Genomic DNA, 20,935 nt, shown 5'->3' with positions numbered 1-20,935 from the left:
GGGCCGATCCATAGTGATATGGAAGGCTGCCGGGGATTTGTATTTTATTCGCGGCCTGCGAGGAAGACTTCCTCCGTAACCTGTACCAGGCAGCGGGCAGCCGTGCTCAGTCCGCCGCTGCTCGGATAGATCAGGCAGGTGGTGCGCTGGGTCTGCTCCAGCTCCTTGATGTGCAGGGAGACCAGCCCGCCTCCGTTCAGCAGCTCCGGACGCAGGTATGATTTCGGCAGCAGTGCGGCGGCCTTGATTGTCGGCAGGAGCCGGACGATCGCCTCGAAGGAGTCGATCTCCATCCGCACGTCGGGATCGGTGCCGCAGCGCTGGAACAGCTCATCGGTCATGCGGCGGTACCAGGTGCCCTTGGAGAACAGGATCATCGGCAGACGGTTGAGATCCTCCATCGTCAGCTTCGCATTCAGGGTCAGCGGATGCTGCTCGGAGACGACGAGACGGAGCTGGTCCTCAAACAGCGGAATACAGCGCAGGCCCGGCTCCTGAATGGAGGAGGCGACGATACCGACATCGCTCCGGCCTTCGCTGACCGAGGAGACAATCTCATGCGTCCGTCCGGTAACCAGCTTCAGCTCGGCAGCCGGATATTTCTCCATGTAGGCGTTCACAAGCGGCGGCAGCGTCGTCTGCAGGGTGGTAAGGCTGGCCCCCAGGGTAACGAGCTGCGGCTCGCCTTCCTTGAATTTGGACAGCGCTTCAAGGAACTTGGAACGCTGCTGACGCTGTTCAAGCGCATAAGTATAAGTAAGGCGTCCGACCTCAGTCAGCTCCAGCCGTTTGCCGAACCGGTTGAACAGGGTAACGCCAAGGCGTTCCTCCAGCTTGGAGATTTTACGGGAAAGGGCAGGCTGGGACAGATTGAGCTGGCGCGAGGCCCGGTTGAGGCTGGAATGCTCTACAACCGCGGCAAAAATGTCCAAATCATCGAACATAAGGGGGTCTCCTTTGACCAATCTAGGGTAATGCTGATACTGTACGCTCATTGTCTATGGATGAAAGTGATAATACTCATAGCATAGCCGCCATTAAAAGCTTGTCCTGTATAGTAAAAAGCCAGTATAGCCGGGAAATCCCTGCTCTAAATGAGAATTATTATCATATTAAAAATATTCTTATGCAAATATAGTATAACGATTAATAATTAGATTGCAATTCCCTTATAAGACAAAAAAGAGTAACATAAAAAGTGACACAAGATATTCACATATTGTGAATGAAAGAGCAAAGTCCGGGAAAACAATGGATAGCGGTGAAAATAGATGTCTGGTGAGCTGACGAGGCCTTTCTTCCCCTGTTTCAACTGTACTCCCGGCGGTGTATGCTCATTAATGAAAACGCTGTTTTAATCGGAAAGGGGACACTTTGCATGAGAGGATTTTATTCCAGAAAGATTCATTCCTTGCTCGGCGTTATCCCGCTCGGATTCTTCTTCATCGAACACATGATGACGAATTTCGCAGCAGTAGAGGGTGGCGCTTCTGGCTTCACCGACAGTGTGCTATGGCTGAACAGCCTGCCGCTTGTCTTCTTCCTGGAATTGTTCGGGATATGGCTTCCGCTGCTGTATCACGGTGTTTACGGGCTGTATATCGCATACCAGTCCAAGCCGAACCTGAGCCGCTTCAACCTGGAAAGAAACTGGCGCTATACCCTGCAGCGGATCAGCGGCGTCATTACCTTTGTCTTCATTGTCTGGCATATGTTCGAGACGCGTTTTCAGGTTGCCGTTGGCAATGTTGAACATGAGGAGCTCGGCGGCGTCATGCATGAAATTGCGACCCAGCCGCTGATGCTGGCGATTTATGTGATCGCTATCATTGCAGCCTGCTTCCACTTCTCCAACGGCCTGTGGTCCTTCCTCATCAGCTGGGGAATTACCGTCGGCCCGCGCTCGCAAAGAGTGTCCTCTATACTCTGTCTCGGTCTTTTTGTCATCGTAACCTTTATGTTCCTGATCTCGCTGTTCACCTTCCGTGACAGTGAATTCCAGACCGCGGCCAGTGCCGCACAGCATCTCCGTACACTGCTTTAAGCGGGGGAGGTCTGTTACAAGAGACGGTTTTGTATGAACCTATATTAAATGTATCCCTACAAAACTTTAGGAGGAACTCTCATGGCATCAGCCGATATCATTATCGTGGGCGGCGGGCTGGCTGGCCTGATGGCTACCATCAAGGCAGCGGAAGCCGGCGCACATGTTCATCTATTCTCTCTCGTTCCGGTCAAAAGATCGCATTCGGTCTGCGCACAAGGCGGCATCAACGGAGCCGTCAATACAAAGGGCGAGGGCGACTCGCCCTGGGAGCATTTTGACGATACCGTCTACGGCGGGGACTTCCTGGCGAATCAGCCTCCGGTCAAGGCGATGTGTGAGGCGGCGCCGGGAATCATCCACCTGATGGACCGGATGGGCGTTATGTTCAACCGCACGCCGGAGGGGCTGCTCGACTTCCGCCGCTTCGGGGGTACAAAGCGTCACCGGACGGCTTTTGCCGGGGCGACCACCGGCCAGCAGCTGCTGTACGCGCTTGATGAGCAGGTGCGCCGCTGGGAGGCGGAAGGCCTTGTGACCAAGAGCGAGAACTGGGAGTTCCTCTCGGTTATTCTCGACGATGCGGGCGTCTGCCGCGGCATTAGCGCACAGAATCTGAAGACGATGGAGATTCAGACCTTCCCGTCCGATGCGGTTATTCTGGCCAGCGGCGGGCCGGGGATTATTTTTGGCAAAACAACCAACTCGGTTATCAATACAGGAACTGCGGCCAGCGCGGTCTATCAGCAGGGTGTGCATTATGCCAACGGGGAATTCATCCAGATCCACCCTACGGCAATTCCAGGCGACGACAAGCTGCGTCTGATGTCGGAATCGGCGCGCGGTGAAGGCGGACGCATCTGGACCTACAAGGACGGCAAGCCGTGGTACTTCCTGGAGGAGAAATATCCGTCCTACGGAAACCTGGTGCCGCGCGATATTGCCACCCGTGAGATTTTCAACGTGTGTGTGGATCAGGGCCTGGGCATTAACGGGGAGAACATGGTCTACCTCGACCTGTCGCACAAGGACCCGAAGGAGCTTGATGTCAAGCTCGGCGGCATTATTGAAATCTATGAGAAGTTCATGGGTGATGACCCGCGCAAGATTCCGATGAAAATTTTCCCGGCGGTCCATTATTCTATGGGCGGCATGTGGGTTGACTACAACCAGATGACTAACATTCCGGGACTGTTCGCCGCGGGCGAATGTGAATACCAGTATCACGGAGCGAACCGTCTCGGAGCGAACTCGCTCGTCTCGGCGATTTACGGCGGTATGGTGTCGGGGCCGAAGGCCGTGGAATATATTAAAGGGCTTAAGAAGTCCGTCCAGGATATTCCGTCCAGTGTATTCGACAGCTTCCATAAGCAGCAGGTTGGCAAATACGAGTCCCTGCTGAGCATGTCCGGCACAGAAAACGCCTATGTGATCCATAAAGAGCTGGGCGAATGGATGACCGCCAACATGACCGTGGTGCGCGAGAACAAACGCCTTGAAGCGACCATCGGTAAAATCAAAGAGCTCAAAGAACGTTACGGCCGCATTAACATGAGTGATACTTCGCGCTGGAACAACCAGGGTGTAGCCTTCACCCGCCAGTTGTGGAACATGCTGGAGCTGGCCGAGGCGATGACGCTGGGGGCGCTGCTGCGCAATGAGAGCCGCGGAGCCCACTACAAGCCGGAATTCCCGAGCCGCAACGATGAGGAGTTCCTCAAGACGACCAAAGCAACCTGGACACCGGACGGCCCGAAGATTTCCTACGAGGAAGTGGATGTCTCGCTGATCCCACCGCGGGTGCGTGACTATTCCAAGGACTAAGCATAAATCAGAGGAGTAACGCTCACAAAACTAAGCGTATGCTTCCGAAGCAAGTTTTGTACGAAGGATACCAGAGGAGTAACGCTCACAAAACTAAGCGTATGCTTCCGAAGCCAGTTTTGTACGAAGGATACCAGAGGAGTAACGCTCACAAAACTTTTAGGAGGTAACCGATATGGCGGAAACAGCTGCAGCTCCCAAAAACGTGAAATTTATCATTACCCGCCAGGACCAGCCGGAAAGCTCGCCCTACACAGAGGAATTTGAGCTGGCTTACCGGCCGGGGATGAATGTAATCAGCGCTTTAATGGAAATACAGCGTAACCCGGTTAATGCAAGCGGCGACAGCACGGTGCCGGTCTGCTGGGACTCCAACTGTCTTGAGGAGGTGTGCGGGGCCTGCTCGATGGTGATTAACGGCAAGCCGCGCCAGGCCTGTGCCGCCCTGATCGATAATCTGGAGCAGCCGGTGCGGATTGAGCCGATGAAGACCTTCCCGGTAGTGCGCGACCTCGTCATCGACCGCAGCCGGATGTTTAATGCCCTCAAACGGGTCAAGGCGTGGATTCCGATTGACGGTACGTATGATCTGGGTCCGGGACCGCGGATGGCCGAGAAAAAACGCCAGTGGGCTTATGAGCTGTCCAAGTGCATGACCTGCGGCGTCTGCCTGGAAGCCTGCCCGAACGTGAACGAAAAGACGAATTTCATCGGGCCGGCCGCTATTTCCCAGGTACGGCTGTTCAACGCCCACCCTACGGGCGAGATGAACGCCGACGACCGCCTGGAAGCTCTGATGGAGGATGGCGGGATCGACGGCTGCGGCAACTCGCAGAACTGCGTACGCGCTTGTCCTAAGGGCATTCCGCTGACCACCTCGATCGCCGAGATCAACAAACAGACCACCAAGCATATGTTCAAGCGCTGGCTGGGTGTATAACGCCATATTCCTGATCATATGCGGCTGATACTAAGGCGAATGTTCAGACAGCTATACGCTGCACATTTTAAGGCTGTTCCTTAAGGCGAATTCCGCCTCGGGGAACGGCTTTTTTATATATTTCCGGGACATGAACAGGCTCCGCTTTACGCGGGAATTTTGCCGGGAACGCCTGGATAAAGTACGATTGGTACAGTTCTGTGAATTATCGGCTCTGACATCATGCTGGTAAATGTTTGTATGTTTCTTTTTGCTGCCATAACGGGTACATGATATACATTCCGCAGATACATAAGCAGTACAGGAAATAAGGGAAACTTAAACAAAATTAGGTCCATATGTTATAATCTCCTTAGTTAATGCGCTTTCAAGCCAAGGAGTACCGGGGAGGAATGACGTTGATTTGTAGAGAGCAGGATGGATTCATTGTAATGGTTAAACAGCATGATCACGGACGGCTGGCCGGGGAGCTTGCGGCATGGTTCAAGGAGGAGCAGGTGCCGGAATCCGTACGCCGGGATGAGGTGCTCTGGGCCATCGCCAACCACGACCGGGGCTGGATTGATCTGGATGAAACCCCCTTCTGGAATGATGCGGAGAATGCGCCTTACAGCTTTATTGATTTTCCTGTTGTGCCCAAGCTGACCTTTTACCGGCGCGGGCTTAATGAGATTGAAGCTGTGTCAGCCTATGGTGCGCTGCTGTGCAGCCTGCATTTTGAACGGCTGATTGAAGTGTCCGGCGAGGAGAATCCGGAGCTGGCAGAATATCAAAAGGATGAAGCAGAGCGCAGAGCCGGTATTCACCGGGAGCTGGAGCAGCGTAATGTGCCGATCGGTGAGGATGAGCTGTTCTATGACGCCAGGCTGCTGCAGTTCTGCGACGATCTGTCGCTGTATATGGTGCTCAACAGGCCGGGAAGCCCCAAATCCGAGGAGCATCCCTGGTGGGCAGACGGCTTTTCCGGGAGCGAGGATTTCAAGTTTACTTCAGGCCGGACCATTACTGCAGAATGGAAGGATGAGTCTGCACTGATGCTTGAGCCGTTCCCGTTCACCCATGAGGTAGAGGCGGTCTTCAAGCTGCGCCGGGTCAGCCGGCAGGAGATTGAAGCCAAGGGCATTGCCCGCGCCTACCGTGAGACACCTGAGGAAGAATGCCGGATTAGGCTGACCGGGCGTCCGGAGGAAGAGCCGGCTGATGCATAGGTCAGCGCGGGGAGCATAACTTGCCCGCAGTGCTTTGATGTATTTTACGGCACCGTGAGAAGCCAAGCGGATTTCGTCTGCCTAATCTGAAGCTTTGCTTTCCAATGAACAGGAGTGTGATAGCGGTGACCGGATGGATATGGACCTTTAACGCGGGGGTAATAATCCTGCTGTCGCTGCTGTTTTACCGGCTCAGAAGGAAATGGGTGGGAAAGGCGGTGCTGCTCATTCCGGTGCTGATTTATGCGCTGGTCTCGGCGGAGGATCTGCTGAACTGGATTGACTTGGGTTCGATTGTTCCGGGTCACCGCGGGCTGCGGGCACTGATTCTGCTGTTTGTGCTGGCTTCAGTGCTGTTCTACATCCTGTTCATCTTTCATGAAATCAAGTTATCCAATGACAAGGAGGTCAAGCTGCAGCAGACGCTGGTCCGCATCAGCATCGCCGCCTTTACCTGCATTCTTTTCTTTACCATCGTATATACATCTATTTATAAGCTGTTTGGACAGTCCTCCTTTCAGGGAAAGGGGCTGGGAGAAGATTTGCTCAGCCAGCTGATCACCTTTCTTTATTTTAGCGTTGCTACGTTTACGACTGTGGGTTACGGGGATGTGGCACCGAGTGACAATACTTCGCGGCTTGCTGTCATTATGCAGATCAGCTTCAGCTTCATCACTGTGGCTTATGCCCTGTCCATGCTGGGACTGTTCCGCAAAATCCTCGGTCCGGGTACGGAGGAAGAAGTTGAAGCTGAAATTGATGTGAAAATTGACGATGCAGTCGAAGACTATGAGGACGAGAAAAGTGAAAAGGAATCAGGGCGGGCTGCTGCAACTGAAGATACACCGTCAACCAAATAGTACGAAAGGAGAATCTCCCTATGAATAGAGACTCGTCCGGGGCTTCTCCCAATATAATAAAAGATCATTCGGGAGCCGGCCGCTGCTCAGGTGCACCGGAACCCGGCAAGGCCGGGAGCCGCAAAATCACCCGCCGCCAGTTCCTGGCCCGGGGAACCGCGACCCTGTTCGGGGCAGGGCTGCTTACAGGCGGATATGTCTGGCAGGGGGAGCCTAACTGGCTCGAGGTTACGGAGCTGGAGCTGCCGCTGGGCAAGCTTCCTTCCGCTTTTTCCGGTACCCGGCTTGTTCACTTCAGCGATGTCCATCTGGGCTTCAATAAAGATGCCGGCGATGTGAAACGGCTGGTGAAGCATATTAAGGAGGCCCGGCCGGATATGATCTGCTTTACCGGGGATATTGTGGACAGTGAAGCCGAGGATCTGACCGATTCGGTAGCCCTGCTGGCTGAATTAACCGCTCCCCTGGGTAAATACGCGATTTTTGGCAATCATGACTATAAAAATACAGAGCTGCTTACCCGTCTGCTCCAGGCTGCCGGTTTTGTTGTCCTCCGTAACCAGTCCTACGTGGTCAGCCTGGGCGGCGCGCGGATTGCGGTGGCCGGACTGGAGGACATGCTTAAGGGCACTCCCGATCCTGCAGCTGCGCTGAAGGACGTTCCGGAGGATATGTTCACGGTGCTGCTTATGCATGAGCCGGATTATGCCGATACGGCGGAGGGTTATCCCTTTCATCTCCAGTTATCGGGACACAGCCATGGCGGCCAGATCCGCATGCCGTTCATTGGTGCACCTTATACGCCTTACGGTTCACTTAAATACATAAGCGGTTTATATTACACCGCAGCAAAAGCCATGCCGGTCTATGTGAACAGGGGCTTCGGCGAAACCTATATGCCTTTTCGGCTGCTGTGCAGGCCGGAGCTGACGGTGCTCACCCTGCGCCAAGCTTAGGCGGCGGATGTATCAGGCCGAAGCTGCTGAACCGCCATTAACTGCAGAGGAGAGGGAATTATATGATTACTTATGAAACGGTATCATTCAGCGCCCGGCAAGGAGCAGCAGTTGAACTGAGGCCGATGCAGCCTGCTGAAGCCGGCAGGCTGAGGGCTCTTCTCTCGCATCCGGAGGTTCAGCCGCATATTGTGATGCGCTGCGGAGCCGGATCGCAGCAGGCGGTTCTGGACAAACTGGCCCAGCGGATGATTCATGCCCATGATCCCTGTGCCCTGCATGCCGGCATTTATGCCCGAGGCGGGCAGGAGCTGATCGGAACAGTGTCCCTGCAGAACTGGAACCGGCATGAAGGCAAAGCTGTGTTAGGTTACATGCTGCATCCGGACTGGTGGGGGGCAGGCTTCACCACTGAGGCTGTCGGGCTGATGCTGGGCTATGCAGTTCAGGAGCTGGGCCTGCTGAAGGCGGAGGGGCGCTGCCGCGGCAGCAACCTGAGAAGCGAGCGGGTCATGCTCAAAAACGGACTTGTCCTGGACCGTATTCTGCCGGTGGCAGACGGCTCGGGCGATGTCATAAAAGTGTTCAGCATTGTTACACAATTGAAATAAAGCCGTTATCAAACTCTAACAGTGTCCGGTTAAACTAAGTACATGACCCCCTTTTGAAAATATAACTGCTGTTGGGACCCGGTGCTCCGGGTCCATTTTTTTTGTGTGTACAGCTGTGGCAGGGCTCAGCTGCAGCTTTATGCCCGGAAAACTGGCGGCTGCCGATATAGCCGGGTTATGATAAGGAACAAGAATAATGTTCATTACAGCCTTAGGAGGAATCAACCATTGAATGAAGTGCTGAACACCCTAAAGAATCATCGTTCGTTCCGGAAATATGCGGATAAGCCTGTGGAGCCCGACAAGCTGCGGATGATTATCGAAGCTGCGCAGGCAGCCCCTTCCTGGGTTAACGGACAACAGGTTACTATCATTGCCGTGCAGAACAAGGAGCGCAGGGAGAAGTTTGCAGCGCTGAGCGGCAATCAGAAGCATGTGGCGGAGGCACCGGTCTTCCTGGTATTCTGTATGGATTTTTACCGCACCAAGCTGGCCGCCGGGCTGGAGGGCCAGCCGTTTGAGGCAGCGGCGGATGCCGATGCCCTGCTTGTCGGGGCCGTCGATGCAGGAATTGCGCTGGAAAGTGCAGTGGCTGCTGCCGAATCAATGGGGCTTGGCATTATTCCGATCGGGGGCATCCGCCGTAATACCGCGGAGGTTATTGAGCTGCTGGAGCTGCCGGAGTATGTATTCCCGGTAGTCGGCCTGTGTATAGGCTACCCGGGTGAGGAGCTGCCCAAGAAACCGCGTCTGCCCCTGGAGGCTGTGTACCATGAAGAACGTTATAACCGCGGGCTTGAAGGCAGCATCCGGCAGTACAATGCGGAATTCCGGGAGTATCTGAAGTCGGCCGGCCAGACGGAGCGGGACTGGAGCTCGGTTATCGCCCACTTCTACGCGTTGAATCCGCAGTACGGGGATGCCGGAAAGACCCTTCCTAAGCAGGGCTTTACCTGCAGCAATCTGCAGAAATAAAAAGAGCACCGCAGCATTTGTTGCTGCGGTGCTTTTTGGATCAGGTGCGGTCAATTATTCAATAGGTACGGCGATCTGTTCACGCCGCTTGTAATACACCCACTCTTTAAAGCCGATTTCCTTCAGCCGTGCTTCCACCGCACCTCTCTGGTCGGCAACCCGGGAAGGCTTATGCGCATCAGAGCCGAAGCTGACCTTTACGCCGTAGTGCAGGGCACGCTCCAGAATGTCATCCGAAGGATACCAGCCGCCGCACAGCTTCGTGCCTCCGGAGGTATTGATCTCGATAGCGGTTCCGCATTCCCCGATAACCTTCAGGGCTTCATCAATCTCTGCAGCTGCAGGAATTTCACAGAACTCAGGATAGTTGCCCTTCATCGCATCGATATGGCCGAGAATCTGGAACATGCCGCTGCGGGCGGAATCAGCGATCAGCCGGTAATATTCCGCTTTGACGGCCTGCCTCTGCTGCTGGCCGAGCTTTTTCCAGCGGCTCTTGTTAAAGATGCTGACGCCGTGAACACTATGTACGGAGCCAATTACATAGTCAAAAGGGTAGGCGGCCAGTGTAGCCCTGTACAATTCTGCATGCTCAGGGAAATAATCCGATTCAATGCCTAGCAGGACGTCAATTTTGCCGGCGTATTCTTTTTGCAGAGACAGCACTTCTTCTATATAGTTTACAATCTCCGATTTAGCCATGGCGATATGGGGAAAGGCCTGCTCCTCCTTGTGGCCGAAGTAAGGGGTATGGTCGGAAATTCCGATAACGCTAAGACCGGCGGCGATTCCGGCCTCTACATAATCCCTGATGGTTCCGTCTGCATGGCCGCAGCGGAAATGATGGGTGTGCAGGTCGAACTTCATATGTGTGGACATCTCCTTTTGGCCATAGTGTGTGTACGTCAGCAGGACATCATACCGGTTATTCCGAACCGATGAACTGGGTTTCCGGCATGCCCTTCAGATCGCTTAGAAACTGGCGCATGGCGGAATTGACATATTTGCCTGATTTGGTTATGACACCTACGGGATGGGTAACCTCCAGCTCGATAATCGGGACGATCTTGAGTGTTCCATTGCGGACCTCAGCCGTTACAGACTGCTTGGAAATAACGGCTGCGCCAAGATCAAGCTCGACCATCCGCTTCACTTCCTCGCTGCTCGTCAGCTCCATGATAACTTGAGGCTGAATACCGTGCCTGGCCAGTACATCATCGACAAATCTGCGGCCGACCGTATCAGGAGAGAGCAGAATAAGCGGTGTGGTGCCGAGCGCTTCAATGCCCGCTGTTTTCATCTGGGCCAGAGGATGCCTTGGTGATACAACCAGCTCAAAGGTGTCGTAATACAGCACCGAAGTTGTCATTCCCGGATTTTGCCCGATCAGGTAGCCGATGCCGACATCGACAATCCCGTTCTCCACCTGCTGATAGATCTGCGATGAGGACATGGAGGAAATCGAGGTTTTGATATGCGGGAACTGGTCCTGAAAATAGGACAGGATGCGCGGCAGAATCTGTATCGCAATGGAGGTGGTCGTTCCGAGAATAATATGCCCCTGGGGATTCTCGTCCAGATCGGCAAGCCGCTGCTTCAGCTCCTCCACAATGCCCACAATCTTTTCTGCATGCGTAAGGAATACTTTGCCCCTGTCCGTCAGGGTAACCGGCTGGTTACGGTCTACAAGCTGTGTTTTGAACTCTTCCTCCAGACTTTTGATCTGTGCCGAAACTGCCGGCTGGGTCAGGTTAAGCAGTTCGCCTGCCTTGCGAAAGCTCATCGTCTTGGAGATTGTGATCAGTGTCTCCAGCTGGCTAATGTTCATAGATGTGCCCCCTTTTGCCTACCGAATCGTTCGCCGAATAGCTGAATTGTTATATAGTGTGGAAACCGGGCGTTCTCGCAGGATCATTAATCTGAAATGCTGTACAGGGAAATAGATGGTTTAAACAGGCTTATCTTACGCGGAGTGTTGGCATTTGATTAAATTATAGGAGATTACATCCGGCAGGGCAATGCGGGGCATAAAACTATCTTTTGAATTCCTTCGACAAGAGCATTAATTTTTGGTGAATAATGCCGATATATGAAGTATAATTAATCATTATCGCTTAGGACTTTTGGTATATGACTAAAGCCAGGTAGAGGGGGGACAGCACTTTCATGAAAGCAGAAGTAATCAATCCATTTCTAGAGTCTGCACGCATTGTAATTGAGCAGGTGGTTCAGGTCTCGCCATCCACCGGAAATCTGGGCATCAAGGAAATTGAACTGATCGATAATCATATATGGATTCAGGTGGGAATGACAGGGCAGCTCAGCGGGGATATTATTTTCGGGCTTGAGGAGCATGTGGCGCTGAAGATGGTATCCGCAATGATGGGCGGCTATCCGATCGCAGAAATGGATGAAATGGGGCAGAGTGCTATTTCGGAGCTGGGCAATATGATCAGCGGAAATGCCAGCACGATTCTTTCCAATCAGGGGGTATCCGTTGATATTACGCCGCCAAAGCTGATGAAGCTGGAGAGCATGGCTATTGTTCCGCGCAGAGCACTCAGCATCCCGCTGCTGATGGAAGGCATTGGAGAACTCGATATTCAAGTGATGATTTCTTAGGCGGACTTTAGGAGCTGAAAGATATTCATGCAACAGCTTAAAGACAAGATTGTTGTAATTACAGGAGCTTCAAGCGGGATCGGAGCCATTACTGCCCGGATGCTCAGCGCCAAGGGAGCGGTTCCCGTTCTGCTGGCCCGTTCGGAGAAGAAGCTGAAAGAAACGGCGGCCGGGATTCCGGGCGTTTTTGGACTGTATACCTGCGATGTTACTGATGAATCTGAAGTGGCAAGGGTGTTCACTGAAATCCTGGCGGCTTACGGCAGAATTGATATTCTGCTGAACAACGCCGGCTACGGCAAATTCGCGGGATTCACCGAGATGGAGCCGCAGGAGTTCGATGATATGATGGACGTCAACTACATGGGCATCGTCCGTTGTACCAAGGCGGTTGTTCCTCATATGCTGCAGCGGGGCAGCGGACAGATTGTCAATGTAGCCTCAATGGCCGGCAAAATCGGCACAGCCCGGTCGGTTGCCTACACGGCGACCAAGCATGCCGTGCTGGGCTTCACGAATGCCCTGCGCCAGGAGCTGAGGGGGAGCGGAATCACCGTATCTGCGGTCAATCCGGGACCGATTGCCACCGATTTCTTCAAGACGGCAGATCCCTCCGGCAATTACCAGAAGAATGTGGCCCGGATGATGATGACCCCCGAGTATGTCTCCGCCAGAATCGTCAGGCTGATGGAGAAGCGCAAGGAAGAAATCGATCTTCCCGGAATTGCCGGCTTCGGTATCCGGCTGTATGGTTTGTTCCCACGCTTGGCAGACAAGCTGACTTATAATGCAATGAACCGTAAATAGAAGTATTCACAAGAAAATGGCCTTCCATTTGGTGGAGAGGCCTTTTTGGCATATAATGAAGATATTACTTAGCGAAAAGGATGAAACATACTTATGACTAACGCTTCTTTTGCGGCCATCGGCATCCAGGAGGACCTTGTTGCCCGATTGTCGGAATTCGGCATTACCGCCCCGTCTCCCGTCCAGGAGCAGACGATCCCGCTGCTGCTGGAGGGTAGGGACGTGCTTGCCGCTTCCCAGACCGGAACAGGCAAGACGCTGGCTTACCTGCTGCCGCTGCTTCAAGGGATTAACCCGGAGCAGAGAGTGGTGCAAAAGCTGGTGCTGGCCCCGACCCAGGAGCTGGCCATGCAGATTCTCCGCGAGGCAGAGCGGTACGGCGATCACCGCGGCATCAAGGTGATGGGACTGATCGGCGGAGCGGCGATCAAACGCCAGATTGACAAGCTGCGCGAGCATCCCCAGCTTGTCGTCGGCACACCGGGACGCATCCGCGAGCTGATCGGCCTGCGCAAGCTCAAGATGCACGAGGTCAGCACGATTGTCATTGACGAGGCCGACCAGATGTTCCAGCTCAGCGGAGCCGGCGAGGTAGCCAAGATTGTCAGCAGCGCGCTGCGTACCCGCCAGCTGGTCATGCTGTCTGCGACCATTGGCCCGGAGACAAAAGCACTGGCCGCGCGGGAGATGAAGAACCCGGCCGAGATCGGCATTGACCCGGGTGTAATGACCGCCCAGACGCTGGAGCATCATTATGTAGTGACAGAGGAACGGAACAAGGTGGATGTGCTGCGCCGGATTATCCGCCACTACAATCCGAAACGGGCGATTGTGTTTGTTAATGCAACGGAGGACATAGCCGAGGTGGAGGCGAAGCTGAACCATCTTGGCCTTACGGCGGCGGCATTGTACGGCGATGCCGACAAGGTTACGCGAAGCAACGTGCTGGCCAAATTCCGGGACGGCAAGTTCCGCGTGCTGGTCGCCAGCGACGTGGCGGCAAGGGGGCTCGACATCGAAGATCTGACGCTTGTCGTCAGCTTCGATCCGGCCTTTGACGCCGAGCACTATGTGCACCGTGCCGGCCGTACCGGGCGCATGGGCAAACGCGGGCTGTCGGTGACGATCGTCACCGAGCAGCAGACGTTTATCATGCGCAAGTTCGCCCGCGAGCTGGATATTCAGCTCGAGGAACGGGCCCTGTCCGCCGGCAAAGTGCTGCCGGCGGATGAAGCCCGCAGACCGGCGCCCAGCCAAGGCAGCGGGGGTTCGGGCGGCCAGCGCGGGGAGAGCGCGGCGCCGCGCGGCGGCAAGCCGGTGCGGACGGCAGCGGCGCAGCCGGATGCGGCAGGCGCAAGGCCGGCGGCAGCGCGGCCGGACGGCGCGGGCTCCGGCGCGGCTGTGCGGCGTGAGCCGCAGCACGGGGCCGGCCGGGCCCCAGGCGGGCGCAGCGGGGGAGCGGCCCCTGCTGCGGGCGGCGGCAAAGCCCGCAGCAGCAGTGCGGAACGCGAGAAGAACCGCAAGAACAAAGGAGCGCCAAAGTGGCTCAAGAACAAAACCACGGGAGGTGACGGTCAATGAATAGTGCCCCCGTACTGCAAATTACGGGATTGAGCGGAGGATACAGCCTGAACAAGCCGGTGCTGCATGATATCGGCCTGGAGGTGAAGCCCGGTGAAATGGTCGGGCTGATCGGACTGAACGGAGCAGGCAAGAGCACAACGATGAAGCATATCCTGGGGCTGATGTCGCCGCACAAAGGCGAAATCACCGTCCGGGGCAAGACCCGGAGCAGCGACCCGGAAGGGTATCACAGCGCGCTGACGTTCGTACCGGAATCGCCTCTCCTGTATGAGGAAATGACGGTCCGTGAGCATGTTGAATTTACGGCCAGGGCTTACGGCGTGGAGCGCAGTGATTATGAGACCCGCAGCCTGCAGCTGGCGACACTCTTTAATATGGAGGACAAGATGGATACGCTGTCCTCCCATTTATCAAAGGGGATGAAGCAGAAGGTCATGATTATGTGTGCCTTTGTGGCAAGGCCGGCACTCTATGTAATCGACGAGCCGTTCCTGGGGCTTGATCCGCTCGGTATCCGGTCCCTGCTTGATTTCATGCTGGAGCTGAAACAATCTGGCGCTTCCATTCTGCTCAGCTCCCACATCCTGTCCACGATTGAGAATTATTGCGACCGCTTCATCGTGCTGCACCGCGGCAAGGTTATCGCCCAGGGCACGCTTGCCGAGATGACTGAAGCTGCTGGCCTGCGCGGCCTGAACCTGGAGCAGCTGTTCTACGAACTGGTGCAGGGAGGGAAATGATATGGATTTGAAAGAGCTGCGCCGGCAGCGGCGCAGCCGGTTCATGGGCAGCATGATCCCCTATGCGGGATATGTAATCAGAAGCGGTGTAGCCATGGTGCTCCTGCTTGTGCTGATCGCGTTCTCTGCCTGGTATACCGCGCTGCTGCGCGATACGCCGGCCGATCTGCCGATCCGCTGGATTATGCTGGTGCTCCTGCTGCCTGCAGCGGTGCACAGCAGCTTCCGGACTTATCTGCGGAGCCCGGATACGATCTTTCTCCTGCCGCAGGGCCACCGGATGAAGGAGTATTTTGCGCCGGCCTGGGTGAGCGGAAACGTCTGGAAAATTCTTCGGCTGGCCTTCATTCTCATTACATTATGGCCGCTGTACATACGCACGGATGCTGCGCCCGGGTCCTTGCTGCTTACAGCTGTGGTGCTGATTGCAGTGAAGCTGCTGTCCAGCTACGGGCTGTGGCGGGAGATCGCGATGCTCTCCCGCCCTGCAGCTGCCGGATACCAGCTGCTGCGCTGGGCAGTAGGCGGGCTGATGATTGCGGCATGGCTATGGCAGCCTCCGCTGCGGGCATTGATCTTCATCGTTATTCTGGCTGCAGCCTATTTCGCGGCGCTCCGTGTTCCTAACCGGCATGCGGTTCCCTGGGAGCGGCTGATTGCCACCGAGAAGAACCAGGGCACAAGGGCCCTGATGATGCTCGGCTGGTTCGTGGACGTGCCGGGACGCGAGCAGCGGGTCTACGCCCGGCGTTATCTGTCCCGCTGGGGCGGCGGCATCGCCTGGAAGCGGGACAGCGCCTACCGCTTCCTGCTGACCAAAAGCTTCGCCCGCGGCGATGTCTTCGGCATTGTGCTGCGGATTGCCGTTCTGGGTATGCTGCTGGTCCTGTGGAACCGCAGCAGCTATGCCGGAACCGGCATCTACCTGTTTTTCCTGTTCATCACCGGCATCCAGCTGTCGGCACTGCGCAAGCTGCACAGTGAGTCGTTCTGGCTCACGGTGTATCCGCTGCCCGCAGGCAGCAGGGCAGACAGCACAACACAATTCATCTTCCGCACTTTGCTGGTGCTAGTGCTGATCCTTGGCTGGCCTTTTCTGCTCACCCTGGGGGAACGGCCGCTTCCGGCCGCCGTCAGCCTGCTGTGCGGTGCGCTGCTGGCCTTCTTTTTCAAAATGTATATGCAGCGCAAAGCGGCTGACCCGGATGATGACGATCTGTAACGGATAAGCGGGCGCAACAGCAAGAAGCCTTGAAGGGAGCATAGGCTCCGCATCAAGGCTTCTTTGCTGTATATCAAAAGATATCAGTTAGACAAAGAGTGAACGGCTGATGATAACCAGCAGGATGAAGAGAACCAGAATAGCGCCAGTGCTTGTGAATCCAGGGTATCCGTATCCGCCTCTTACTTCTTCGCTCATGTTCATTCCCCTTTCGAATGTGTTGTTGTACTTGAGTACACCGTATTGTATGTGCACAGGGAAGAACGTGTATAGGCCATTGCCATGAGGCTGCAAAATAACCCCGCAGGATTGAGCGTTGGCCTGTACGCTGACTCAGGTACTTAACGGCGGCACCTTATGATTGCAAAAAAAAAACAGCCCCGGTGATTCCGGGACTGTCTGCTTGTGTTAGCTAAGTTTATTTGCCGGCCTGCTCCAGATCACGGATGCCTGCGTATACCATGTCGAACAGATCCTCAAGCTGATCTTCTTCGATACAGGAGAAGGCAACGCGCAGATCCGTCTCGCCCAGGGCGATGGTACCCAGCCCGTACTGGTGGATCAGGTGGAGACGCAGTGCTTCGGCAGGTACCGTGTGCAGCTTCAGACACATAAAGTAGCCGGAGTTGAACGGATAATAGGTCCAGACGTCGTCACCATATTTGCCGCTGTCCAGCAGTGCCTTCACTTTGTTGGCACGGCCTTTCATGATCTGGAACTTATCTTCCTTCTGCTGCGGGAATTGCGGCGATTTCAGGGCATCCAGCACAAAGGTCTGTGATGGATGGGCACCGCTGGAAATCGTGGCGCGGATGATGCCGAGCGTCTTCTGCTCCAGGGCAGCCAGCAGCTCTTTGTCTTCCGAAGCATAAGTGATAAATCCGACACGGAAGCCCCAGACGAACTCTTCCTTGGTGGCTCCGTCAACCTTGACGGCCAGCACGCGCGGATGCAGGTTAGCCAGACGGCCGAACAGTGATTCCTTGAGTGAATCCTCAAAGAAGAGCCCGAAATAGGCGTCATCGCTGACCACGACAACATTGATGCCTTCCTCGGCAGCACGGAGAATGGCGGCGACAATCGCTTCGCCTTCTTCAAGACCCGGTGTATAGCCGGTAGGATTATTAGGGAAGTTCAGCAGCACGATGGCTTTGCCGTGGTCCTTCTGGGCGAGCAGTGCTTCGAGCAGGCCTTCGCTGTTGAACTTCATATCTTCAGTGAACAGGGGATAATTGACGATGCGGCTGAGCCGGCGGATCCCGAAGGTCAGCTCGTAGTTCTCCCAGTTCTTGTCCGGATAGATGATGGCATCGCCTTCCCCGGCGAACAGATCGGCAACAATACTAAGCCCGTGGGTAAGGGCGTTGGTTACAATGGGATTGCCGAAGGACTTGCCTTCGAGCGAAGGGTTTTCGCGCAGCATCTTTTCCCGCCATACGGTACGCAGCTCCGGTTTGCCGGCAGGCGGCGCATAGCTGTACAGGTCTTTGGGACTGTAAGCGGACAGCTTATCCTGAATGACGGCAAGATGCATAGGGACACCGTTCTCGGTTGCGATACCGATGGTAGCATTGTACTTCTTGGCGTGAGCCGCCGCCTCGGCAGATTGGCTCAGAATGCCCTCTTTGGGAAAATAGATCGCTTTGCCAAGATTGGAAAGCATGTCGTACACATGTTCATTGCCTGCCTTGATATTGTCGTTCAATTGTCCAGCCAGTGGATTCATCCGTTTCATCCTTCCGGTATTCTTCTGGGATATATACGTTAACATTGCCTAACATTATATCACCGTGGCCTGCCTGCGTCACTGAAGAAAGCCGCGTTTTTTGAATACTTTTCGAAAAATTCCGTCAGGAATGGTAGGGGCAGTATTTCTTCATCATTTCCAGTGTTTCGGCATCGCGGGCTCCGCCGCGTTCTGTGAGGCCGCGCGTAATGCCTGCCCGCCCCTCCTCCTTCAGATTCTGGCCGAATTTGAATTTGGCGGTCAGCTCATCGGGGGTGATCCGGACAACGGCTACGGCTTTCAGCCCTGGCCGGTACCTGGGGTCATCAGCAGTGATAGGAATATATCCGCCTTCAGGCTGAAGCTTTTGCATAAAAAGTGACATTACAGCTGCTTTTTCGTTGAGGTCCTCAACAAGCTCGGCCTGCCCGAAGGCCGTCACGCTTTTGAAATAGGCAGTGGCCGGGCAGGCCAGCTCAGGGTTGCTGAAATAGGACGGGATCAGCGCATATTCATCTGCTACGGTGAAGCAGACCTGCTGCTGGCGGCGGATGTGATCCATTTTGTCTCCGGCATGGCTGCCGTGAAAATAAAAATGGCCTTCCGAATATACGAAGTTTAGCGGTGTCACCCTGGGGTGCCCCTGCTCATCAACGGTTCCCAGAAAGCCGAAACTCATCCCCTGGAGAAAAGCTGTGATTTCCTCTTCCTGTTCGATCTTGAACTCTTTTCTGCGCATGGCGGGTCATCCTCTCTTTTTTTGAGTAGCAGATGCATGTTGGTGCAGGTGCCCATCAAATTCCAATCAGCATAGTGCAAGAATTGACATAAAAAAAGGACCGGTTTACATTAATTTTAATGGTCCACTTTGGAGGGAGAAGGAGATGTATGATTTTTACGCTGCCTTATGAACAGTATCTCGACATCTACCGTTACAAATATCTTGCACTGTATCATGCACTCCGCACAGCGATCCTGGGCGGCACGCTGCCGGAAGGGACGCGGCTGCCCTCAACAAGGAAGCTGGCCGAGCTATACCAGCTGTCCCGCGGTTCAGCATCGCAGGTATACGATATGCTGCTTGCCGACGGCTATATCCAAACCGAACGGGGACGCGGCACCTTTGTCTCGGAGGCCGGCGTGTTTGGCGTGTTTGGGGAGGCCGGCGAAAAGAAAGACGCCGGAGAACCGCCGGCAAGCCGGGCGGGATTTGAACGTGAGCGGCACGGGGAGACGGCCAGTTCCGTGCCGGGAGGCGGGGGCTGGAAGGAGCCTGGTGCTGGTGCGGGTGCGTATGAGCAGAGCAGTGCATCCCGGGGGTTACCCGGAGAAGCTGAGTGTGCTGAGCTGAGAGGCGGTGGCGGTGCTGGTGCGGGTGCTGGTGCGTATGAGGGGAGCGGTGCATCCCGGGGGTTGCCCGGAGAAGCTGAGTGTGCTGAGCTGAGAGGCGGTGACGGGGTTGGGGCGGGTGCAGGGTCAGGTGCTGGTGCGATTGTGGCCGCGGCTGTCAGCGGAGAAGCACCTGTAGAGGGCGTTCCGGGTTACGGGAACAGGACGGCGGGTTCAACTGCGCCGGTTAAGCTCAGTGTCTGGGGAGAGCGGCTGATGGAGCGGCAGCTCTCTGTCTATGAACGGGCCGGTGACGGCTTCATCAGCTTCCGCAGCAGCGGTATGGAGCGGGGGCAGTTCCCGTATGCCGAGTGGCGGAGTGCGCTGAATTATGCCGGGGGCAAGCAGGGCGGCCTGCTGGACAGCTACTGCCCGCCCCAGGGTGACGAAGGGCTGCGGCGGGCGATCGCTGCTCATCTGAGGATTACCCGCGGAATCCGCGCAGAGGCCGGACAGATCGTGCTGTTCAGCGGCTCCATGCAGGGCATCGTCATCCTGACTCAGCTCCTGCTGGAGCAGGGCAGCAGCGCTGTGGTTGAGGATCCGGGCTATCACGGCATCCGCCGGGCAGTGGAAATTGGCGGCGGTAAGCTGCTGCCGGGCAGAGTGGACGATAGCGGGCTTGTCCCCGAAGACTGGGAAGCTGGCCTGCTGTTTGTTACGCCAAGCCGGCAGTTCCCCACAGGAGCTGTGCTGCCTCTGGAGCGGCGGCGCAGACTGCTGGAGTGGGCCCGGCGTCATCAGGCTGTCATCATCGAAGATGATTATGACAGCGAGTTCCGCTGGGGCGGACGGCCGATTGAGCCGCTGAAGGCACTTGACCGGGAGGAGCGGGTCGTTTATGTCGGCTCCTTCTCCAACAGCATGTTCTTCGGGCTGCGGGTAGGCTTCGCTGTGCTGCCTTCATCACTGGTGGCGCCGGTGACCGCCGCCAAGGCGCTATATGAGCCGCTGCCGGCGGGCCAGCTGGAACAGCGCGCCCTGGCTCGGTTCATGGGTACCGGCGGGTACAGCCGGCACTTGCGGCGCATGACGCGCGTTTACGGTGAACGTGCGCGTCTTCTCCGGACGCTGCTGGCAGCGCGTCTCGGAACGGTTTTTGAAGTGCTGCCGGGTGACGCCGGCCTGCATCTTTATGCGCGATGGCTGCGCACAGACGCGGAATTCGCCGCCTTCCGGGCGGCGGCTCTCCGGCGTGGTGCAGATTTCCGCGACGCCGCGCTGTACCGGATCAGGCCCTCCGGTGCGGCGGCCTGCTTTTCGTTCTCCCACCTGGATGCTGCAGCACTGGAGGAGGGTGTGAGCCGCCTGCAGCTGGCCTGGAATGATGTGCAAAACCGTGCGTGACAAGGTATTATTAAAGATAAGAAAAGGGTGCTAAATAGATTTGGCCTTGATGTACGAGCTAATTGTGCCGGAATCGTAGC

General features: G+C 55.7%; 20 protein-coding genes. 14 read left to right on the top strand and 6 right to left on the bottom strand.

From position 1 onward, the window contains the following. Positions 1–44 precede the first annotated feature (44 nt). The gene (locus tag AC4G46_RS26600; RefSeq protein ID WP_491125353.1) at positions 45–944 is read right to left on the bottom strand and encodes a LysR family transcriptional regulator; all 900 of its coding nucleotides are present in this window, start codon (positions 942–944) and stop codon (positions 45–47) included. A gap of 434 nt (positions 945–1,378) precedes the next feature. Between AC4G46_RS26600 and AC4G46_RS26595 the strand changes: the two genes are divergently transcribed. From AC4G46_RS26595 to AC4G46_RS26560, 8 genes are all read left to right on the top strand, one after another. Continuing rightward, the gene (locus tag AC4G46_RS26595; protein ID WP_491125352.1) at positions 1,379–2,044 is read left to right on the top strand and encodes a succinate dehydrogenase cytochrome b558 subunit; all 666 of its coding nucleotides are present in this window, start codon (positions 1,379–1,381) and stop codon (positions 2,042–2,044) included. Between the two features lie 81 nt (positions 2,045–2,125). Beyond that, positions 2,126–3,868 carry a succinate dehydrogenase flavoprotein subunit gene (sdhA, locus tag AC4G46_RS26590; RefSeq protein WP_491125351.1) on the top strand — a complete coding sequence of 581 codons (1,743 nt, stop codon included), beginning with the start codon at positions 2,126–2,128 and terminating at the stop codon, positions 3,866–3,868. Positions 3,869–4,043: 175 nt separating this feature from the next. Beyond that, on the top strand, positions 4,044–4,808 hold the full coding sequence (gene sdhB, locus AC4G46_RS26585) for a succinate dehydrogenase iron-sulfur subunit (RefSeq protein ID WP_491125350.1): 765 nt from the start codon (positions 4,044–4,046) through the stop codon (positions 4,806–4,808). 359 nt (positions 4,809–5,167) lie between these two features. Next, positions 5,168–6,016: a DUF3891 family protein gene (locus AC4G46_RS26580; RefSeq protein WP_491125349.1), complete on the top strand. Its 849-nt coding sequence runs from the start codon at positions 5,168–5,170 to the stop codon at positions 6,014–6,016. Positions 6,017–6,141: 125 nt separating this feature from the next. Beyond that, the gene (locus tag AC4G46_RS26575; RefSeq protein ID WP_491125348.1) at positions 6,142–6,876 is read left to right on the top strand and encodes an ion channel; all 735 of its coding nucleotides are present in this window, start codon (positions 6,142–6,144) and stop codon (positions 6,874–6,876) included. Between the two features lie 20 nt (positions 6,877–6,896). Next, entirely contained in the window at positions 6,897–7,832 is a 936-nt protein-coding gene (locus AC4G46_RS26570; RefSeq protein WP_491125347.1) for a metallophosphoesterase, read from the top strand. 62 nt (positions 7,833–7,894) lie between these two features. After that, on the top strand, positions 7,895–8,443 hold the full coding sequence (locus AC4G46_RS26565; protein ID WP_491125346.1) for a GNAT family N-acetyltransferase: 549 nt from the start codon (positions 7,895–7,897) through the stop codon (positions 8,441–8,443). Positions 8,444–8,671: 228 nt separating this feature from the next. Further along, positions 8,672–9,418, top strand: a complete 747-nt coding sequence (locus AC4G46_RS26560; protein WP_491125345.1) for an NADPH-dependent oxidoreductase — start codon at positions 8,672–8,674, stop codon at positions 9,416–9,418. 54 nt (positions 9,419–9,472) lie between these two features. Here the strand turns inward: AC4G46_RS26560 and AC4G46_RS26555 are convergent, their stop codons facing one another. Next, positions 9,473–10,285 carry a histidinol-phosphatase gene (locus tag AC4G46_RS26555; protein ID WP_491125344.1) on the bottom strand — a complete coding sequence of 271 codons (813 nt, stop codon included), beginning with the start codon at positions 10,283–10,285 and terminating at the stop codon, positions 9,473–9,475. Between the two features lie 58 nt (positions 10,286–10,343). Beyond that, positions 10,344–11,246: a LysR family transcriptional regulator gene (locus AC4G46_RS26550; protein ID WP_068726435.1), complete on the bottom strand. Its 903-nt coding sequence runs from the start codon at positions 11,244–11,246 to the stop codon at positions 10,344–10,346. Positions 11,247–11,584: 338 nt separating this feature from the next. Here AC4G46_RS26550 and AC4G46_RS26545 point away from each other — a divergent pair, with 338 nt between their 5' ends. From AC4G46_RS26545 to AC4G46_RS26525, 5 genes are all read left to right on the top strand, one after another. Next, positions 11,585–12,040, top strand: a complete 456-nt coding sequence (locus AC4G46_RS26545; protein ID WP_068726433.1) for a chemotaxis protein CheX — start codon at positions 11,585–11,587, stop codon at positions 12,038–12,040. A 27-nt stretch (positions 12,041–12,067) separates the two neighbouring features. Further along, a complete protein-coding gene (locus AC4G46_RS26540) occupies positions 12,068–12,847 on the top strand; it encodes an SDR family NAD(P)-dependent oxidoreductase (RefSeq protein ID WP_491125343.1) in 780 nt (259 codons plus the stop codon). Between the two features lie 93 nt (positions 12,848–12,940). Continuing rightward, entirely contained in the window at positions 12,941–14,428 is a 1,488-nt protein-coding gene (locus AC4G46_RS26535) for a DEAD/DEAH box helicase (protein WP_491125342.1), read from the top strand. After that, the gene (locus tag AC4G46_RS26530; RefSeq protein WP_491125341.1) at positions 14,425–15,171 is read left to right on the top strand and encodes an ABC transporter ATP-binding protein; all 747 of its coding nucleotides are present in this window, start codon (positions 14,425–14,427) and stop codon (positions 15,169–15,171) included. The genes AC4G46_RS26535 and AC4G46_RS26530 overlap by 4 nt, the downstream gene beginning before the upstream one ends. Before the next feature lies 1 nt (position 15,172). Beyond that, positions 15,173–16,393, top strand: coding sequence for an ABC transporter permease (locus tag AC4G46_RS26525; RefSeq protein ID WP_491125340.1), 1,221 nt, complete (start codon positions 15,173–15,175; stop codon positions 16,391–16,393). An 87-nt stretch (positions 16,394–16,480) separates the two neighbouring features. Here AC4G46_RS26525 and AC4G46_RS26520 read toward each other — a convergent pair whose 3' ends face one another. The 3 genes from AC4G46_RS26520 to AC4G46_RS26510 form a co-directional block, all read right to left on the bottom strand. Beyond that, positions 16,481–16,591 carry a hypothetical protein gene (locus AC4G46_RS26520; RefSeq protein WP_020429695.1) on the bottom strand — a complete coding sequence of 37 codons (111 nt, stop codon included), beginning with the start codon at positions 16,589–16,591 and terminating at the stop codon, positions 16,481–16,483. Between the two features lie 220 nt (positions 16,592–16,811). Continuing rightward, entirely contained in the window at positions 16,812–18,119 is a 1,308-nt protein-coding gene (locus AC4G46_RS26515) for an aminotransferase class I/II-fold pyridoxal phosphate-dependent enzyme (RefSeq protein WP_491125339.1), read from the bottom strand. Between the two features lie 124 nt (positions 18,120–18,243). After that, complete coding sequence (locus AC4G46_RS26510) at positions 18,244–18,858, bottom strand: pyridoxamine 5'-phosphate oxidase family protein (RefSeq protein WP_491125338.1); 615 nt, start codon at positions 18,856–18,858, stop codon at positions 18,244–18,246. A 149-nt stretch (positions 18,859–19,007) separates the two neighbouring features. Between AC4G46_RS26510 and AC4G46_RS26505 the strand changes: the two genes are divergently transcribed. Next, the gene (locus AC4G46_RS26505) at positions 19,008–20,855 is read left to right on the top strand and encodes an aminotransferase-like domain-containing protein (RefSeq protein ID WP_491125337.1); all 1,848 of its coding nucleotides are present in this window, start codon (positions 19,008–19,010) and stop codon (positions 20,853–20,855) included. The last annotated feature ends 80 nt before the right edge of the window (positions 20,856–20,935 follow it).

It is taken from the genome of Paenibacillus sp. fava2 (assembly GCF_058313675.1).
This window is presented reverse-complemented; position numbering and strand designations above follow the sequence as displayed.

Bases quoted from the DNA above. Each gene is read 5' to 3' on its own strand.
- AC4G46_RS26510 (WP_491125338.1), bottom strand. From the start codon at position 18,858: ATGCGCAGAAAAGAGTTCAAGATCGAACAGGAAGAGGAAATCACAGCT.
- sdhA (WP_491125351.1), top strand. From the start codon at position 2,126: ATGGCATCAGCCGATATCATTATCGTGGGCGGCGGGCTGGCTGGCCTG.
- AC4G46_RS26515 (WP_491125339.1), bottom strand. From the start codon at position 18,119: ATGAATCCACTGGCTGGACAATTGAACGACAATATCAAGGCAGGCAAT.
- AC4G46_RS26570 (WP_491125347.1), top strand. From the start codon at position 6,897: ATGAATAGAGACTCGTCCGGGGCTTCTCCCAATATAATAAAAGATCAT.
- AC4G46_RS26530 (WP_491125341.1), top strand. From the start codon at position 14,425: ATGAATAGTGCCCCCGTACTGCAAATTACGGGATTGAGCGGAGGATAC.
- AC4G46_RS26505 (WP_491125337.1), top strand. From the start codon at position 19,008: ATGATTTTTACGCTGCCTTATGAACAGTATCTCGACATCTACCGTTAC.
- AC4G46_RS26580 (WP_491125349.1), top strand. From the start codon at position 5,168: ATGCGCTTTCAAGCCAAGGAGTACCGGGGAGGAATGACGTTGATTTGT.
- AC4G46_RS26565 (WP_491125346.1), top strand. From the start codon at position 7,895: ATGATTACTTATGAAACGGTATCATTCAGCGCCCGGCAAGGAGCAGCA.
- AC4G46_RS26520 (WP_020429695.1), bottom strand. From the start codon at position 16,591: ATGAGCGAAGAAGTAAGAGGCGGATACGGATACCCTGGATTCACAAGC.
- AC4G46_RS26555 (WP_491125344.1), bottom strand. From the start codon at position 10,285: ATGAAGTTCGACCTGCACACCCATCATTTCCGCTGCGGCCATGCAGAC.
- AC4G46_RS26595 (WP_491125352.1), top strand. From the start codon at position 1,379: ATGAGAGGATTTTATTCCAGAAAGATTCATTCCTTGCTCGGCGTTATC.
- AC4G46_RS26525 (WP_491125340.1), top strand. From the start codon at position 15,173: ATGGATTTGAAAGAGCTGCGCCGGCAGCGGCGCAGCCGGTTCATGGGC.
- AC4G46_RS26550 (WP_068726435.1), bottom strand. From the start codon at position 11,246: ATGAACATTAGCCAGCTGGAGACACTGATCACAATCTCCAAGACGATG.
- AC4G46_RS26545 (WP_068726433.1), top strand. From the start codon at position 11,585: ATGAAAGCAGAAGTAATCAATCCATTTCTAGAGTCTGCACGCATTGTA.
- sdhB (WP_491125350.1), top strand. From the start codon at position 4,044: ATGGCGGAAACAGCTGCAGCTCCCAAAAACGTGAAATTTATCATTACC.
- AC4G46_RS26600 (WP_491125353.1), bottom strand. From the start codon at position 944: ATGTTCGATGATTTGGACATTTTTGCCGCGGTTGTAGAGCATTCCAGC.
- AC4G46_RS26535 (WP_491125342.1), top strand. From the start codon at position 12,941: ATGACTAACGCTTCTTTTGCGGCCATCGGCATCCAGGAGGACCTTGTT.
- AC4G46_RS26540 (WP_491125343.1), top strand. From the start codon at position 12,068: ATGCAACAGCTTAAAGACAAGATTGTTGTAATTACAGGAGCTTCAAGC.